Source organism: Pseudomonas sp. SCB32, assembly GCF_009189165.1.
Classification (GTDB): Bacteria; Pseudomonadota; Gammaproteobacteria; order Pseudomonadales; family Pseudomonadaceae; genus Pseudomonas.
Genome location: NZ_CP045118.1, coordinates 1,340,928 through 1,355,521, shown reverse-complemented (window position 1 = coordinate 1,355,521; position 14,594 = coordinate 1,340,928). Strand labels below are relative to the sequence as shown.

Genomic DNA, 14,594 nt, shown 5'->3' with positions numbered 1-14,594 from the left:
GCTTCTGGCGGCCCTTCAGGTGCGGTAGTCGGGTTCTTCCTGGTCGAGGATCTCCTGCAGCGCGTTGAAATGGCGGACGGCGAAGTCCGGGTAGTCCAGCCACTGGCGACAGGTCTTGCGCGCCACCTCGTCGCTGGCGACGCGCAGCGGGCGGCCGGTGGCCAGCGCGGTGAGGTAGACCTCGCAGGCGCGCTCGAAGTAGTAGAGGTCGTCGAAGGCCTGGGCCACGCTGGGCGCAGCCACCAGCACGCCGTGATTGCCCATCAGCAGGATCGGCTTGTCGCCAATCTGCCGGCTGACCCGCTCGGCCTCGTCGCCCAGGCCCATGCCGTCGAAGCCCTCGTCGATGGCCACGCGCTCGAAGAAGCGCATGGAGTTCTGCTCGATGGGCGGCAGGCGCGAATCGGCCAGGCAGGCCAGCGCGGTGGCGTACTTCGAATGCACATGGAGGATGCAGCGCGCATGGCGGTGGCGACGGTGCAAGGCGCCGTGCAGGGCCCAGGCGGTGATGTCGGGCGCGTCCGGGCGGTCCAGCGCGGAAGGGTCGTCGGCGTCGAGCAACAGCAGGTCGCTGGCGCGGACCCGCGAGAAGTGCCGGCCGTAGGGGTTGATCAGAAAGCGCCGGCCATCCTCGGACAGGGCCAGGCTGAAGTGGTTGGCGATCGCCTCGTGCATCCCCAGTCGGGCGGTCCAGCGAAAGGCGCAGGCAAGCTCGGCGCGGGCTTGTGCATGGTCCTGTGCGTGAGCGTCGAAAGCGGCAACGGATTCGGTGGGCATGACAGCTCCTCGGAGATACGGGTACGTCTGGGTCGTCTCCGAGTCTAAGGACGGCGTCGCCGGCGACTTGATGCGATGCGACCTGGTCTGCCGCAAATGGACGAGGCGCCGCCAATTGCACGCCCCTAGAGTGGCAGCGAGTCCGGATCAGTTGGGCGCCATACCCATCCGCCAGCCATCGATCCTGAATTCACCTCACTGTGATCGGAGCCCGAGTCATGCCTGAAACCTATTGGATCGACCGTTTCGAAATCGAAGGCCTCTATGTCCGCTATTGCGACCTCGTCGACAGCAAGCGCTTCGATGAACTGGGCGATGTCTTCATGGAGGAAGCCACCGGGGACTACACCCAGGCCCTGGGCCCAGGCGTGATCAGCCCGAATCTCAAGAGCCTGGTCGCGTCCATGCACCTCAACCTGGGGGAAGGCTCCAACTGCGGCGCGACGCACCACAACGTAGGCAACTTCACCATCGACATCGACATCGACGGCAACTCCGCCAGCACCAAAGTCCATTACTACGCCGTCCATCGCGGCATCAATGACTGCGCGGGCGCGCTCTATTCGATGTGGGGGCAATACGAAGACCGGCTGGAAAAAACCGCGGCGGGCTGGCGGGTGAAGGCCAGGGTCTACAAGTGCTTCCTCTCGGAAGGGCCAGCTGCTGTGGTTAGCGCTTCGGTACGCTGAAAAGCTCACTGCGCTCGAACTCATCTGCTGCGGTAGAGGTGGATGAAGTCGGGCGCCGTCGCATTACGCCCTGCACATGGCTGCTTCGGTCCTCTGGACAGACTGATGGCGTATTGATGACACTCTCGCCATGCCTTCCTCCAGGGAAAAGGAATTTCGATGGGTACCGTCATCAGCCTCGGCTTCGCCGCACTCTTTCTCTATTTCGCCTTCGGTCTGTTGCGCCGACTGTTTCGCTGGGCGTTCCGCCGCAATGGCAAACCCTTGCGTCTCGATCCCACCGAACTGAACGAAGCGGCGGACGAGGTTGGCAAAACCTCTCGAGTCCTGGCCTTCGCGGGGGTCGCCGCCGCCAATGCGGCAGCGCCGACTGGCCTCGCGGCCATTGGCGCCAAGATCGGCCTGGTCAGCGTACCTCTGATCGTGGTGATAGCTCCGCACCTTGGCGCAGCCGCCGGGATAATCTTCGTCGTCTGCTGCGCGGTCAGTCTGTACGCAAAGCGAAAGCGCCGAGCGGCTTTGGCTGATCCGCAGCGCAATCGCCCCTGAGATCAGGCAGAACAGCCTCGAGTAGACAGTATTCCCAACGGACGGGAGAGCAATTATGAATGCGGACTGGGACGACGCCCCGCACTACCTGAAAAGCAGGAAACGCGGCCATGAACTCGGCATCTGGCTGGTCGCGATTGCCCTCGGAGCAGGTATCACGGCCCTGGCGTTGTACATGGCCGGCCATAAACTTTCCTTCTCTCCCGAGCCTCCCCTAGCTCAAACCGCTCCCGCCGAACGCTATACGCCCGTCTACGATTTCGACGAACCCGCCAGGGCGCCGGAAAAAACCTCCGAGCAACTGTTCTGGGAAAACGTCAACACAAGCAACCGTCAGCAAATCCAGCCGAAGCAGACCGACTACAACGACAGCAATTACGTCGCTCGCGGGGCGGATAACGTGGTGCCAATGGGAACGGACGCTGTGGATGTCCAGCCGGAACAGCCCAGACAAGTCCGCGTCACGGTCGTTGGTGAGACCCGCGATATGAAAGAGGCCGCATGTTGGCCCTTGCGCGAGGGGAGTATCGCGAAGCGAAACTGTAAGTCCTCGGTCGGCCTTCACTATCGCGATCGGGATTAAGGCCCAAATAAGGGCAGGAAAAATATATCTATCCCCCTTTTACAAAAGGCTTACCTAATGACCACACTAGCTGTATCAATCTCCGCAATAGTAGCTCTACTAGTAGCTTTATCTACTCATCATCTGACATCAACCAGAGATCAAAAAAACAAAAGAAGAGAGCAAAGAGCAGGCTACTTAATAAATACTTTCAGAGTATTCTCAAGGATGAGCAACCACCCAGCAATCCACGAAATTTCTTTAGAAATAGAAAACGCCATTTCAGACATACAACTATTCGGCACAAAAGAACAGATTAACGAAGTTCAAAAAATTGTTACCGACCTAGCTATCAACAAAGAGGACTCGGACCTAAACAAAATACTGACTCTATTACGTGATGACCTGCGCGAGGAGCTAGGAGCCGAACCGATAACAGGGGACATTATGTGGATAAAAATATCCCCTAAGAAACACAATCCCTAAAGATCAACAGGATGCCTGGATAGACAAAGGGAGAAAATCTACCGAGGAGAAAGGGGACGGACTTATTTTCCTTGCACCTTCTGACCGACATCAGACACTGTCCCATTACCCCAAAGCTCTCAAGCTCTTAACCATACTTGTGGGCTCGACCTGAAGCGTGTGCCGCAGGCAATGAATTTCCTCCACACACTCCAGCCCCCAAAGTCCCCGAAAGCACCGCGCTCTCGGGGTTTTGTGCTTTTATCCCCCACCACATTCAATATTCATCATGCCGCCGCCACCAGAGGCCGTGCTCGTTGCGCCCAAGCGGCGCCCGGTCCAGCCAGGTGTACATGCTCCACAGCGCATCCAGCCCGCGCGCATAGGTGGAGTAGCAGTGGTAGATGACACCGTCCTCGCGGATGAAGGTGCTCAGGCCCGGCCGCTCGCGGGCGAAGGTCGGAGCGTCGGTGCCGCAGCGGGCGGCGAAGCGGGTCATGGTTTCAGGGATGCGTGAGACGTCGAGGGCCGGCTCGCGGCGGCCGTAGTTGTAGTCGATGGTGCCGGCGCGCTGCTGTTCCTGGGTGAAGGCGACGTTGAAGTCGAAGTTGAAGTCGCTGCCCTTCGAGGAGACCCAGGGGAAGCGCCAGCCCATGCGTCGCTGGTAGACCTGCAGCTTCTCCAGCGGTGCGCGGGAAACCGCGCAAAGGGTCACGTCATGATGGGCCAGGTGCACGACGCTGCCGTCGAAGCCGTCGACGATGGCCGAGCAGGAGGGGCAGCCGGCGCTGTAGTCGGGGCCGAACATGAAGTGGTAGACCAGCAGTTGCGAACGCCCCTGGAACAGGTCGGCCAGGGTGGAAGGGCCGTCCGCCGTGTCGAAGCGGTAGGCCTTGTCGACCTTGACCCAGGGCAGCGCCTGGCGCCGGCGGGCGAGTTCGTCGCTTTGGCGGGTCAGGGCCTTTTCCGCGTCGAGCAGTTCCAGGCGTGCCGCCAGCCATTGTTCACGGGTGGCGAGGGGGTGCGTGGCCATGGGGAAATCCTCCGGTCGCCGGTGGCGACAAATCGGTCAGTGGGCGAGGGATAGGCTAGGCTCGGGGCCAGGCATGGCGGGAGTGACAAATGTGGCGGGATTGCGATGGACTCACTGGTAACGGCTGCCGCGCGGGCGCTGGCGGCGGGTGATCCGCTGGCGGCGCTGAACCGCATCGCCCTGCGCGACGATCCGTCGGCGCTGGCCTTGCGCGGCATCGCCATGGCGCAGCTCGGCGACCTCTCCCGCGCCCGCCTTTTGCTGCGCCGGGCGGCCCGCGCCTTCGGGCCACGGGAGGCGATGTCGCGCGCCCGCTGCATCGTCGCCGAAGCGGAAGTGGCGCTCGCCAGCCGTGATCTTGGCTGGCAGCCCCGCGCGCTGGCCGCCGCACGAATGACGCTGGAGACCCACGGCGACCGGGTGAACGCCGCCCACGCCAGTTACCTGGAAATCCGCCGCCTGCTGCTGATCGGCCGTGTCGACGATGCCGAGCGGCAACTGGCGGAACTCGATCCCGCTACCCTGCCCCCCGCCCTGGGCACGACCCACGCGCTGATCACCGCCGGCATCGCGCTGCGCCGCGTGCAGAGTGCGACAGCTCGTGACGCCCTGTCCCATGCCCTGCTCCATGCACAGCGGGCCGGTATTCCCGCGCTGCTGGCGGAGGTCGAGCGGGCCACGGCGATGCTCGACGCCCCCGCCGCCCGACTGATCGACGGCAGCGACGCGCGACCGCTACGGCTCGATGAGGTCGAGCGCTTGCGCGGCTCCGATGCACTGCTGGTGGATGCCTGCCGCTACGCGGTATGCCGGGGCGAGGCGGCGATTTCGCTGGCGCGCCGGCCGGTACTGTTCTGCCTGGCCCAGGTGCTCGCCGAAAGCTGGCCCGCCGATGTGCCGCGCAATACGCTGATCGCCCGCGCCTTCCGCACCCACTCGCCGGACGAAACCCACCGCGCCCGCCTGCGGGTGGAGATCGGCCGGTTGCGCAAGGCGCTCGTCGCGCTGGCCGAGGTCAAGGCCACGCCCCGTGGCTTCACCCTGGCGCCGCTGGCCACGCGGGAAGTACGGGTGCTGGCCCGGCCGCTGGATGAGCGCCACGCAGGGGTGCTGGCGTGCCTGGCCGATGGCGAGGCCTGGTCGAGTTCGGCGCTGGCCCTGGCGCTGGGTGCCAGCCAGCGCACCGTGCAGCGCGCACTCGATACGCTGGCCGAGAACGGCAAGGTGCAGTCCTTCGGCCAGGGCCGCGCACGGCGCTGGACCGCGCCCACGGTGCCGGGTTTCGCGACGACCTTGTTACTCCCCACACCCTGGTCGGGAAACTAGGCTGGAGTCTCGATCACTTCAGACGAGGACTGCCCCATGAAACGCACCAATGCCGAAATCCTCGGCGAATTCGGCCCCTTCCCCGGGGTCGACGCGGTACACGGCGTCACCTTCGACGGCGAGCGCGTGTGGCTTGCCGTCGGTGAGCGGCTGCTCGCCCTCGACCCGGACAGCGGCGAAACCGTGCGCACCCTGAACGTCCCCGGAGACGCCGGCACGGCCTTCGATGGCCGGCACCTTTACCAGATCGCCGACGCGCGCATCCAGAAGATCGATCTGGCGACCGGCGAAGTGCTGGCCAGCATCCCGGCCCCCGGCAACGGCGCGGACTCGGGGCTGGCCTGGGCCGAAGGCACGCTCTGGGTCGGGCAGTACCGCGAGCGGAAGATCCACCAGATCGACCCGGACAGCGGGAAGGTGCTGCGCACGCTGGAGTCCAACAGCTTCGTCACCGGGGTGTCCTGGGTCGACGGCGAGCTCTGGCATGGCACCTGGGAGAACGAGCACAGCGACATCCGGCGCATCGACCCCGGCACCGGCGAAGTGCTGGAGAGCGTGGAGATGCCCGCCGGCATTGGCGTCTCCGGGCTGGAATCCGACGGTGGCGAGCGCTTTTTCTGCGGCGGTGGCGGCAGCGGCAAGCTGCGTGCCGTGCGCAGGCCCACCCGGCGCACAGCCTGACAGCAGGATCAATGCAGGCGCAGCAGTCGGTCCAGCGACCAGCCCCCCGCCCCGCGAGCGATCAGCAACAGCAGGAGGCCGGCCCATGACAGGTGCGTGGGCCAGGCGTCCGGGTAGACGAAGACCTCGATCACCGTGGTCATGCCCAGCAGCGCCAGCGCCGAGAGACGGGTGAACAGGCCGAGCACCAGCAGGATCGGGAACAGGTGTTCGGCGTAGGTCGCCAGGTGCGCCGCGAGGTAGGGCGAGATCAACGGCAGCGCGTACTCGGTCTGGAACAGGTCGTAGGTGCTCGGGGTGATGGTCAGGAGGCCCTCGACCTTGGTCCGCCCGGACATGAAGAACACCGCGGCGATCCCCAGCCGCGCCACCAGGCACAGGAAGGATTCGCTAAGGCAGCGCTGCAGGCCGTCGGCCAGCTGGTTCCAGAGCCGGCGCGGTGACAGGGAAGTGGGATGGGCAATATCCATGGCGGGCTCCTTCAAGCGAGGCACAGGGGACGGAAGACGCGGGCCCGCAACAGGCGGCCGAGCAGGTCGGTGAAATCGAGGTCGGGCTGTTCCTGCAGCGCCAGAGCCGAGGCGTGGTCCAGGCTGTGGCCGGCGGCGCAGGCATCGAGAAAAGCGCAACCGCCCTTCTCCAGCGGCAATCCGACGACACCCTCGGGGCCGGCGACCAGCAGCGCGCCTTCGCCGATCCACGGCAGCTCCTCCGGCCAGTCCAGGCCTTCGCGGCTGCAATGCCAGAGGCTGTACACCGGTTGCGTCTCGAACCAGCGCCAGCGCACCGCACGGCAGGGTCGCAGGTTCAGTGCGCCGAGGTCGCTGGCGGTCATGCCCATCAGCGAGGTCAGCTCCAGGCTCGGCTCGGCGGCGGCGCAGAACACCTCCAGCCAGTCGCGATCCAGCCGCGCCACGTCAGCCAGGTACGGCAGCTCGCGGACGCTTTCCAGGTCCGCGAGAAAGGCCGGGAACGCCGCGCCGTAACGCACCATCCGCGCATCGGTCGGTGGCGAACGCCAGGCGTATTCGGCTGCGGCGGCGCGCATCCACGGCGTACCCACCAGGCGCTCGACGCTGGGGTAGTTGTCGCAGAGGGCATCGACGCAGCCCTTGAGCACGGTATTGCGGTAGACGGCGAAGGCCGCCTGTGACGTCAGCGCGTCCAGCTCGGGGGCCGGGCGCTGGTAGAGGGCGTCGATGAAGGCGTCCTGGAACTGGCCGAGGGAGCGTTTCATGGGCAACCTCCTGCGAGATTCAGCGTGGCCTGGGCGATCTCGCGCTCGGCCAGCAGTTCGCCGAACGCCGGGATATGGTCGTCCCGCTCGATCAGCGTCGGCCGTGGCCCGATGCGCTGGACCAGGCGCTGGTAGAGCGCCCAGACCGGTTCGGCAATGGCGGCGTCATGGGAGTCGATGAGCAGTTCGCCGCCGGCATCGTGGCTGTAACCGGCGAGGTGAATCTCGGCGATGGCCTCGGCGGGCACCCGCTCGAGGTAGGCGTCGGCGCTGTAGCCAAGGTTGTGGCCGCTGACGTGGACGTTGTTGACGTCCATCAGCAGCGCGCAGCCGGTGCGTCGCACCAGCTCGGCGAGGAAGTCGATCTCGTCCCAGTCATGGCCTTCCAGGCGCAGGTAGTGGCTCGGGTTCTCGACGGCGATACGCCGGCCGAGCGCATCCTGGGTGCGCTGGATATTGTCGGCGATGCGTTTCAGCGCTTCGTCCGTGCGCGGGAACGGCAGCAAGTCCGGGTGGTACTGGCCGCGCCAGGCGGACCAGGCCAGGTGCTCGGAGACCAGCGCCGGATCGACGAGGTCCACCAGCGCACGCAGGCGTTGCAGGTGGTCCGCATCCGGCGGGGCGTCCGCCGCCAGCGACAGCGACACGCCATGCAGCGAGAGCGGGTGGCGCTCGGCCATCCGCTCCAGCCAGGCGCGGCGAGGACCGCCGACCATGTAGTTCTCCGGATGGACCTCGAACCACAGGCCGTCGGCGTCGCACGCCCAGGCCTCGCCATAATGCTCGGCCTTCAGCCCCAGCCCGGCGCCCATTCGGTTGCACAGAGTCATGATCGGCGCCTCCTTGTCAGGACTTCATCGGGGTCAGCGAACCCATGCCGTGAGGGGTCTTGATCGTGGTGCAGGTACCGGCCGGGACGTTCTTCCAGTGCAGGCCGTCGTAGTCCATCTTGGCGCTGCCCGCACAGGTGGTGCCGGCGCCGGCCTTGCAGTCGTTCTTGCCGGCCATGGCCACGCCGTAGCACTTCTCCATGGCCGCGCCGCCGGCCGGAGCTTTCGTGTCATCCGCCAGGGCTACGCCGGCCAGGGAGGCGAGAGCAAGGGCGGCGGTGGCGAGAGTGAGGCTTTTCATGGTGTCGTCTCCACAAGGGTTGGAAGGCCGCGGCGATCTGCCGGGCTCGTGGAGTAATTCGTGTGCTGCGGGCAGGCGGTTACAGGCACCCGAAAATTTTTTTGAGATTTTTCCATCGCCCCCGCTAACGTAATGAAGTGCTGTCGCTTTTCACGCCCACGCGGCGCTCCGTGACTGACCACGGGGCGATCTGCCATAGAAAATTTCCTCACGGATGTAACCCAGGCGGCCGATGCAACGAACTACCCGAGAGGACGAGTTGAGCGCACGCGAAGCGCAGTTGCAGGCCCTGCTGCTGCGCGGCATGGCGGGTGACGCGGCGGCCTATCGCGAATTCCTCGCGGCGTTGGCGCTCCATGTGCGTGGCTTCCTGCGGCGCCGGCTGGAACGCCGGCCCAGTGAAATCGAGGACCTGCTGCAGGAGGTCCTGCTGGCGGTGCACAACGCCCGTCACACCTACCACGCCGACCAGCCGCTGACCGCCTGGGTACAGGCGATCGCCCGCTACAAGCTGGCCGACCACTTCCGCGCATTCGCCCGTCGCGATGCGCTGCATGACCCGCTGGACGAAGACGGCGACCTGTTCGCCGAGGGTGATGAGGAACCCGCGCAGGCCAGCCGCGACCTGGGCAAGCTGCTCCAGCACCTGCCCGAACGCCAGCGCCTGCCGATCGTCCACGTGAAGCTGGAGGGGCTGTCGGTGGAAGAAACCGCGCACCTCACCGGGCTGTCCAGTTCGGCGGTCAAGGTTGGCATCCACCGAGGCCTGAAGGCGCTGGCCAGCATGATTCGAGGTAAGGGTAACGATGAACACCCATGAACTGATCGACCTGCTCGCCAGCGGCGAAGGCCCCGTCGAGCGCCACGCCCTGGCGCGCCGCCTGGGCGTGGCGCTGCTCGGCGGAGCCCTCGGCGCGCTGCTGCTGACGACGACGCTGTACGGCGTGCGCGCCGACCTCGCCGAGGTGGCGGTCACCCCGATCTTCTGGGCCAAGGTCGCGCTACCTGGCAGCCTGGCCCTGCTCGCCCTCTGGCTCAACGCACGCCTGGCCCGGCCGGGCGTGCGCGGTGGCGCCGCCTGGACGCTGCTCATCCTGCCGCTGCTGCTGGTCTGGCTGGGCGCGGCCGTCACCCTCGCCGGCGCCCCGCAGGAAGCTCGTGCCGACCTGATCCTCGGCCGTACCTGGCGCACCTGCGCGCTGAATATCACCCTGCTCTCGGTGCCGGCCTTCCTCGCCATCTTCTGGGCCCTGCGCGGCCTCGCCCCTACCCGCCTGCGCCAGGCCGGCGCCGCCGGTGGCCTGCTCGCCGGAGCCACCGCCACCCTCGCCTACTGCCTGCACTGCCCGGAAATGGGCGTGCCATTCTGGGGGGTCTGGTACCTGCTGGGGATGCTTGTGCCCACGGTGCTGGGGGTGTTGCTGGGGCCGAGGTTGTTGCGGTGGTGAGGGCAGTACCCTTCTGATCACCTAAGGCGAGGTTTGCCTCGTCAGACCGGGCCTACGGCAGCATCAGCCATTTGCACGTCACGTTGTCATCTTTCAGATGCGCAATCCGTTGCCTACCTGTATCCTCATGGATACAGTCGCAACATGACCTACCTGATCAAGCAAACCGACATTTTCGGCCGCTGGCTCGCGGGACTGCGCGACGTCCAGAGCAAGGTGGCCATCCTGCGTCGCATGGAGCGGATCAGGAGCGGCAATCTTGGCGACGCCAGATCAGTCGGCGTTGGCGTCTCGGAACTGCGACTGGATATCGGCCCCGGCTATCGCGTGTATTTCACGCGTCGTGGCAATGTGGTGATCGTGCTGCTGTGCGGTGGAGACAAGTCATCCCAGCAGCGCGATATCAAGCTGGCGCAGCAGCTGGCGGGAGAGATTGAATGACCCTCGAATTACGCGAATTCGATACCAGCGCTTACCTCGACAATGAGGAAGTGATCGCTGAATACCTGTCCCAGGTGCTGGCCGACGGTGATTCGGACGAGCTGCTGGTAGCCATCGGCAATATCGCCAAGGCGCGCGGCATGACCAAGATCGCCAACGACTCGGGGCTGGGGCGGGAAAGCCTGTACAAGGTCTTCGCACCGGGTGCCAAGCCACGCTTCGAAACGGTGATGAAAGTCATGCGCGCACTGGGTGTGGAGCTTCAGGCCAAACCACTGGCAGCTGGGAAATCATATGGAAACCTGCCGTCCAGCGACTGACAAAAAGGGGGCAGATGCGCTATCTGTCCCTCTTCGTTTCAAGCGCCAGCGGAAGCGCCGTCCCGCTCCTTCAACAACGCCTTGATCACCTCCTCCTGCTCCCCATAACCACCCTCCCCGATCGCCAGGTGGCGAATCCGCCCCTTGGCATCGATGAAGTAATGCGCCGGCCAGTACTGGTTAGCGAAGGCGTTCCAGATGCGGTACTGGTTATCCAACGCCACCGGGTAATGGATGTCGTGCTTCTTCACGGCGGCGCGGACATTTGCCGGAATGCGCTCGTAGGGGTATTCCGGGGTATGCACGCCGATCACCAGCAGGCCCTGGCCCGCATATTTCCTGGCCCAGGCATTCACGTATGGCAGGCTGTGCTGGCAGTTGATGCAGTCGTAGGTCCAGAAGTCGATCAGCACCACCTTGCCGCGCAGGTCCTGCGTCTTCAGTTCGGGGCTGTTGATCCATTCCACCGCGCCCTTGAGTTCCGGGGCGGAACCGAGGTCCGGCAGACGCTCGGCGCCAAGGGCAGTACTACCGGGCACAAGCTTGGCGAGCAGCGCGGGCACGCCGTCGATGACCTTGCGCTCCAGGCTGTTCACCAGGGTGGACGAACTGCCCGACGCGAGCTGCGCGCTGGCGCCGCTCGCAATGCCGGCCACGGCCAGCAAGGCGAGCACGCCGGTGGCGCGGCGCAGGCCTTCGAACACGACCAGCCTTGGGCGCAGGTGCTGCATCAGGCGGCGCCCGGCGAAGAGCACCAGGCCTAGCACGGTAGCGCTGCCCAGGCCGTAGGCGAACAGCAGCAGGCTGGTCTGTGCGCTCGGACCCTGGAGCATCGCGCCGGAGAGAATCAGCCCAAGCACCGGTCCCGCGCAGGGTGCCCACAGCAGGCCGGCGGCGAAACCGAGCAGATAGGCGGAAAACCCCGGCGGCAGTCGCCGGGCTTCACCGTGCAGTCGGTCACCGAGCCAGGCCCAGGGCTTGGCCAGGGCATCGCTGAAACGCGGCCAGAGCAGCGCCAACGCGGAGACCGCCAGCAGCGCGAGGGCGAAATAACGTCCCCACTGGCTGGCGGCGATCACCCAATTGCTGGAGACGGCGGCCAGGCTCGCCAGCACGGCGAAGCCGCTGGCCAGCCCCAGCAGCGTGACCCAGGGTGACCACGCAGGGCCGCCGGCGCGTTGCAGCAGCAACGGGAGTACGGGGAGGATGCAGGGGCTGAGCAACGTCAGCGCCCCGCCGAGAAAGGCGATGAGCAACATAGGCACCTCGTGGAACTTGGGTCGGATAAACGCCTCGGCCGTCCCTGGCCGGAGCCAGGGGAAATCAGCCGCCGTCGTTGCATTGGGTGGCGAACTTGCGATAGGCCAGGCTGTGCGCCTGACCGTGGGAGTCCAGGTAATCCATGCGGGCATTGACGATCCCGCAGTCGAACGGCGAGCCGCTGTCCTCGAGAATGGCGATGACCTGCTTCACGTCCAGTTTCTGGCCATAGTGATACTGCTCGACCGGCGGAGCATCGGCGGCCTGGGCGCCAAGGCTGGCGAACGCAGCGAGGGTTGCCAGCAGACAGGCGCTGCCGAGGTGAAAGGCTTTCATGGTGATCTCCTGACCTGTGATGGGGTTGCCGGCAGGAGGCGGTTCGCCTTGCCGTTGCTGCCCATTTCAGTGGCCGGAGGTATCGGGCTTGTGTCGCCCACGGCGCAGGATTGCCGCGTCGGGTATCGGCGGCGGCGCGAGATACAGTGGAATACAAAGCCCACGGGGCAAGCGCGGAACGCCGCTATACACTGCGCTCAACCCACTACGAACGAGGAACCGGCATGGACCATGTCGATCACGTACTCATCGTCGATGACGACCGCGAGATCCGCGAGCTGGTCGGCAACTACCTGAAGAAGAACGGCCTTCGCGTAAGCCTGGCTGCGGACGGCCGGCAGATGCGCGCCTTCCTCGACGGCAATAGCGTGGACCTGATCGTGCTGGACATCATGATGCCCGGCGACGACGGCCTGAAGCTGTGCCGTGAGTTGCGCGTGGGCAAGCACAAGTCCACCCCGGTGCTGATGCTCACCGCGCGCAACGACGAAACCGACCGCATCGTCGGTCTGGAGATGGGCGCCGACGACTACCTCACCAAGCCCTTCTCCGCCCGCGAACTGCTGGCGCGGATCAACGCCGTGCTGCGCCGCACCCGCATGCTGCCGCCCAACCTGCAGGTCAGCGAAGCCAGCCGGCTGATCGGCTTCGGCCGCTGGAAGCTGGACACCACCGCACGCCACCTGCTCGACGAAGACGGCACCCTGGTCGCCCTGAGCGGCGCCGAGTACCGCCTGTTGCGCGTGTTCGTCGACCACCCACAGCGCGTGCTCAGCCGCGAGCAGCTGCTGAACCTGACCCAGGGCCGCGAGGCGGACATCTTCGACCGCTCCATTGACCTGCTGGTCAGCCGCCTGCGCCAGCGCCTGCTGGATGACGCCCGCGAGCCGGCCTACATCAAGACGGTGCGCAGCGAGGGCTACGTCTTTGCGCTGGCCGTCGAACTGATCGAGCCGAACGAATGAAATCCGTCCTGCACTGGCCACGCACGCTGGCCGCGCGCCTGGCGCTGATCTTCCTCGCCGGCCTGGTGTTCGCCTACAGCCTGTCGTTCTGCTCGCAGTTCTACGAGCGCTACCAGAGCGCGCGCAGCATGATGCTGGGCAACCTGGAAACCGACGTCAGCACCGCCGTTGCCCTGCTCGATCGCCTGCCGGCGGAGGAGCGCGAACACTGGCTGCCCATGGTGCAGCGGCCCAACTATCGCTACCTGCTGAGCGATGGCCAGCCCGGCGAGCCGATGAACATGGCGCAGGCACCCATGGCCGCGAGCTCCATCGCCGATGTCGTCGGGCCGCGTTACGCGCTGCGCTTCGAGAACATCCCCGGCGCCATCCCGCACTTCCAGGTGCACCTGAAACTGGCCGACGGCAGCCCGCTGACCATCGACGTGACGCCCAGGGGCGTGCCGGTGGCGCAGTGGCTGCCGTGGGTGCTGGTGGTGCAACTGGCATTGCTGCTGTTCTGCACCTGGCTGGCTGTGCGCCTGGCGATCCGCCCGTTGACCCAGCTGGCCCATGCAGTGGACCACCTCGACCCGGACGCTCCAGCCCCAGAGCTGGACGAGCATGGCCCCAGCGAGGTCGCCTACGCCGCCCGCGCCTTCAATGCGCTGCAAGGGCGCATCGGTTCATACCTCAAGGAGCGCATGCAACTGCTAGCGGCCATCTCCCACGACCTGCAGACCCCCATCACGCGAATGAAACTGCGCGTCGAGCAGATGGATGACTCGCCCGAGCGCGAACGCCTGTGGAGCGACCTGGAAGAAATGCAGCACCTGGTCCGCGAAGGCGTGGCCTACGCACGCAGCATGGACGGCGCCAGCGAAGCGGCGGTCAAGGTCAACCTCGACGCCTTCCTCGACAGCCTGGTCCTCGATTACCAGGACAGCGGTCAGGCCGTGGAGCTGCAAGGCAACAGCAACGCCGTGCTGGAAACCCGCCCCCACGCGCTGCGCCGGGTACTCACCAACCTGGTGGACAACGCGCTGAAGTTCGGCGGTTCGGCGCAGGTGGAAGTCGAGCGCGACACCCAGGGCATCGTGTGTGTTCGTGTACTGGACAACGGCCCGGGCATTCCCAACGAAGAACTGGCCGATGTGGTGAAACCCTTCTACCGGGTGGAAAGCTCGCGTAACCGCAGCACCGGCGGCACCGGCCTTGGGCTGGCGATTGCCCAGCAGCTGAGCCAGGCGCTGGGCGGCACGCTGAGCCTGTCCAACCGCCCCACCGGCGGGCTGTGTGCGCAGCTGGAGCTGCGCCCCTCCGCCTGACACCTTGCTCGTGAAAGGAATGTACAAAGCGATACATGCCGGGCTTTACCGGACACATCGCAGATAA

The 14,594-nt window shown here is 65.6% G+C and carries 20 protein-coding genes; 12 read left to right on the top strand and 8 right to left on the bottom strand.

From position 1 onward, the window contains the following. Positions 1–15: 15 nt before the first annotated feature. Positions 16–777: a class II aldolase and adducin N-terminal domain-containing protein gene (locus GA645_RS06310; protein WP_152220969.1), complete on the bottom strand. Its 762-nt coding sequence runs from the start codon at positions 775–777 to the stop codon at positions 16–18. A gap of 218 nt (positions 778–995) precedes the next feature. Between GA645_RS06310 and GA645_RS06305 the strand changes: the two genes are divergently transcribed. The 4 genes from GA645_RS06305 (at position 996) to GA645_RS06290 (ending at position 3,063) form a co-directional block, all read left to right on the top strand. Then, positions 996–1,466, top strand: a complete 471-nt coding sequence (locus GA645_RS06305) for a nuclear transport factor 2 family protein (RefSeq protein WP_152220967.1) — start codon at positions 996–998, stop codon at positions 1,464–1,466. A 159-nt stretch (positions 1,467–1,625) separates the two neighbouring features. Then, positions 1,626–2,015 carry a hypothetical protein gene (locus GA645_RS06300; protein WP_152220966.1) on the top strand — a complete coding sequence of 130 codons (390 nt, stop codon included), beginning with the start codon at positions 1,626–1,628 and terminating at the stop codon, positions 2,013–2,015. Between the two features lie 55 nt (positions 2,016–2,070). Further along, a complete protein-coding gene (locus GA645_RS06295) occupies positions 2,071–2,598 on the top strand; it encodes a hypothetical protein (protein ID WP_152220964.1) in 528 nt (175 codons plus the stop codon). 57 nt (positions 2,599–2,655) lie between these two features. Further along, the gene (locus tag GA645_RS06290) at positions 2,656–3,063 is read left to right on the top strand and encodes a hypothetical protein (protein WP_152220962.1); all 408 of its coding nucleotides are present in this window, start codon (positions 2,656–2,658) and stop codon (positions 3,061–3,063) included. A gap of 256 nt (positions 3,064–3,319) precedes the next feature. Here GA645_RS06290 and GA645_RS06285 read toward each other — a convergent pair whose 3' ends face one another. Continuing rightward, on the bottom strand, positions 3,320–4,075 hold the full coding sequence (locus GA645_RS06285) for a DUF899 domain-containing protein (protein WP_152220960.1): 756 nt from the start codon (positions 4,073–4,075) through the stop codon (positions 3,320–3,322). A 105-nt stretch (positions 4,076–4,180) separates the two neighbouring features. Between GA645_RS06285 and GA645_RS06280 the strand changes: the two genes are divergently transcribed. Both GA645_RS06280 and GA645_RS06275 read left to right on the top strand, forming a co-directional pair. Then, positions 4,181–5,401, top strand: coding sequence for a helix-turn-helix domain-containing protein (locus tag GA645_RS06280; RefSeq protein ID WP_152220959.1), 1,221 nt, complete (start codon positions 4,181–4,183; stop codon positions 5,399–5,401). Between the two features lie 36 nt (positions 5,402–5,437). Further along, positions 5,438–6,082 (top strand): DUF5074 domain-containing protein, encoded by a 645-nt coding sequence (locus GA645_RS06275; protein WP_152220957.1) that lies wholly within the window; start codon positions 5,438–5,440, stop codon positions 6,080–6,082. 8 nt (positions 6,083–6,090) lie between these two features. Here GA645_RS06275 and GA645_RS06270 read toward each other — a convergent pair whose 3' ends face one another. The 4 genes from GA645_RS06270 to GA645_RS06255 are packed head-to-tail and all read right to left on the bottom strand — an operon-like array spanning position 6,091 to position 8,450. Further along, positions 6,091–6,552: a DoxX family protein gene (locus GA645_RS06270; protein WP_152220955.1), complete on the bottom strand. Its 462-nt coding sequence runs from the start codon at positions 6,550–6,552 to the stop codon at positions 6,091–6,093. An 11-nt stretch (positions 6,553–6,563) separates the two neighbouring features. Continuing rightward, entirely contained in the window at positions 6,564–7,319 is a 756-nt protein-coding gene (locus GA645_RS06265; protein WP_152220953.1) for a DNA-binding domain-containing protein, read from the bottom strand. Further along, on the bottom strand, positions 7,316–8,131 hold the full coding sequence (locus GA645_RS06260) for a DUF692 domain-containing protein (RefSeq protein WP_152227945.1): 816 nt from the start codon (positions 8,129–8,131) through the stop codon (positions 7,316–7,318). Before GA645_RS06260 ends, GA645_RS06265 begins: the two co-directional genes overlap by 4 nt. 34 nt (positions 8,132–8,165) lie before the next feature. Then, complete coding sequence (locus tag GA645_RS06255) at positions 8,166–8,450, bottom strand: DUF2282 domain-containing protein (RefSeq protein WP_152220951.1); 285 nt, start codon at positions 8,448–8,450, stop codon at positions 8,166–8,168. A 232-nt stretch (positions 8,451–8,682) separates the two neighbouring features. Here GA645_RS06255 and GA645_RS06250 point away from each other — a divergent pair, with 232 nt between their 5' ends. From GA645_RS06250 to GA645_RS06235, 4 genes are all read left to right on the top strand, one after another. Next, positions 8,683–9,270 (top strand): sigma-70 family RNA polymerase sigma factor, encoded by a 588-nt coding sequence (locus tag GA645_RS06250; RefSeq protein ID WP_152220950.1) that lies wholly within the window; start codon positions 8,683–8,685, stop codon positions 9,268–9,270. Next, on the top strand, positions 9,257–9,898 hold the full coding sequence (locus tag GA645_RS06245) for a DUF1109 domain-containing protein (protein ID WP_152220948.1): 642 nt from the start codon (positions 9,257–9,259) through the stop codon (positions 9,896–9,898). Before GA645_RS06250 ends, GA645_RS06245 begins: the two co-directional genes overlap by 14 nt. Before the next feature lie 144 nt (positions 9,899–10,042). Then, positions 10,043–10,339: a type II toxin-antitoxin system RelE/ParE family toxin gene (locus GA645_RS06240; RefSeq protein ID WP_152220946.1), complete on the top strand. Its 297-nt coding sequence runs from the start codon at positions 10,043–10,045 to the stop codon at positions 10,337–10,339. After that, positions 10,336–10,659, top strand: coding sequence for an addiction module antidote protein (locus GA645_RS06235; RefSeq protein ID WP_152220944.1), 324 nt, complete (start codon positions 10,336–10,338; stop codon positions 10,657–10,659). Before GA645_RS06240 ends, GA645_RS06235 begins: the two co-directional genes overlap by 4 nt. Positions 10,660–10,697: 38 nt before the next feature. On the opposite strand, the gene GA645_RS06230 is transcribed toward GA645_RS06235, so the two are convergent. Continuing rightward, positions 10,698–11,918 (bottom strand): cytochrome c biogenesis protein DipZ, encoded by a 1,221-nt coding sequence (locus tag GA645_RS06230; RefSeq protein WP_152220942.1) that lies wholly within the window; start codon positions 11,916–11,918, stop codon positions 10,698–10,700. Positions 11,919–11,982: 64 nt separating this feature from the next. Further along, a complete protein-coding gene (locus tag GA645_RS06225; protein ID WP_152220940.1) occupies positions 11,983–12,255 on the bottom strand; it encodes a DUF2790 domain-containing protein in 273 nt (90 codons plus the stop codon). A gap of 224 nt (positions 12,256–12,479) precedes the next feature. Between GA645_RS06225 and GA645_RS06220 the strand changes: the two genes are divergently transcribed. Then, positions 12,480–13,220, top strand: a complete 741-nt coding sequence (locus GA645_RS06220; protein ID WP_152220938.1) for a response regulator — start codon at positions 12,480–12,482, stop codon at positions 13,218–13,220. Then, positions 13,217–14,527 carry an ATP-binding protein gene (locus GA645_RS06215; protein WP_152220936.1) on the top strand — a complete coding sequence of 437 codons (1,311 nt, stop codon included), beginning with the start codon at positions 13,217–13,219 and terminating at the stop codon, positions 14,525–14,527. Before GA645_RS06220 ends, GA645_RS06215 begins: the two co-directional genes overlap by 4 nt. The last annotated feature ends 67 nt before the right edge of the window (positions 14,528–14,594 follow it).

Bases quoted from the DNA above. Each gene is read 5' to 3' on its own strand.
- GA645_RS06310 (WP_152220969.1), bottom strand. From the start codon at position 777: ATGCCCACCGAATCCGTTGCCGCTTTCGACGCTCACGCACAGGACCAT.
- GA645_RS06305 (WP_152220967.1), top strand. From the start codon at position 996: ATGCCTGAAACCTATTGGATCGACCGTTTCGAAATCGAAGGCCTCTAT.
- GA645_RS06300 (WP_152220966.1), top strand. From the start codon at position 1,626: ATGGGTACCGTCATCAGCCTCGGCTTCGCCGCACTCTTTCTCTATTTC.
- GA645_RS06295 (WP_152220964.1), top strand. From the start codon at position 2,071: ATGAATGCGGACTGGGACGACGCCCCGCACTACCTGAAAAGCAGGAAA.
- GA645_RS06290 (WP_152220962.1), top strand. From the start codon at position 2,656: ATGACCACACTAGCTGTATCAATCTCCGCAATAGTAGCTCTACTAGTA.
- GA645_RS06285 (WP_152220960.1), bottom strand. From the start codon at position 4,075: ATGGCCACGCACCCCCTCGCCACCCGTGAACAATGGCTGGCGGCACGC.
- GA645_RS06280 (WP_152220959.1), top strand. From the start codon at position 4,181: ATGGACTCACTGGTAACGGCTGCCGCGCGGGCGCTGGCGGCGGGTGAT.
- GA645_RS06275 (WP_152220957.1), top strand. From the start codon at position 5,438: ATGAAACGCACCAATGCCGAAATCCTCGGCGAATTCGGCCCCTTCCCC.
- GA645_RS06270 (WP_152220955.1), bottom strand. From the start codon at position 6,552: ATGGATATTGCCCATCCCACTTCCCTGTCACCGCGCCGGCTCTGGAAC.
- GA645_RS06265 (WP_152220953.1), bottom strand. From the start codon at position 7,319: ATGAAACGCTCCCTCGGCCAGTTCCAGGACGCCTTCATCGACGCCCTC.
- GA645_RS06260 (WP_152227945.1), bottom strand. From the start codon at position 8,131: ATGGGCGCCGGGCTGGGGCTGAAGGCCGAGCATTATGGCGAGGCCTGG.
- GA645_RS06255 (WP_152220951.1), bottom strand. From the start codon at position 8,450: ATGAAAAGCCTCACTCTCGCCACCGCCGCCCTTGCTCTCGCCTCCCTG.
- GA645_RS06250 (WP_152220950.1), top strand. From the start codon at position 8,683: ATGCAACGAACTACCCGAGAGGACGAGTTGAGCGCACGCGAAGCGCAG.
- GA645_RS06245 (WP_152220948.1), top strand. From the start codon at position 9,257: ATGAACACCCATGAACTGATCGACCTGCTCGCCAGCGGCGAAGGCCCC.
- GA645_RS06240 (WP_152220946.1), top strand. From the start codon at position 10,043: ATGACCTACCTGATCAAGCAAACCGACATTTTCGGCCGCTGGCTCGCG.
- GA645_RS06235 (WP_152220944.1), top strand. From the start codon at position 10,336: ATGACCCTCGAATTACGCGAATTCGATACCAGCGCTTACCTCGACAAT.
- GA645_RS06230 (WP_152220942.1), bottom strand. From the start codon at position 11,918: ATGTTGCTCATCGCCTTTCTCGGCGGGGCGCTGACGTTGCTCAGCCCC.
- GA645_RS06225 (WP_152220940.1), bottom strand. From the start codon at position 12,255: ATGAAAGCCTTTCACCTCGGCAGCGCCTGTCTGCTGGCAACCCTCGCT.
- GA645_RS06220 (WP_152220938.1), top strand. From the start codon at position 12,480: ATGGACCATGTCGATCACGTACTCATCGTCGATGACGACCGCGAGATC.
- GA645_RS06215 (WP_152220936.1), top strand. From the start codon at position 13,217: ATGAAATCCGTCCTGCACTGGCCACGCACGCTGGCCGCGCGCCTGGCG.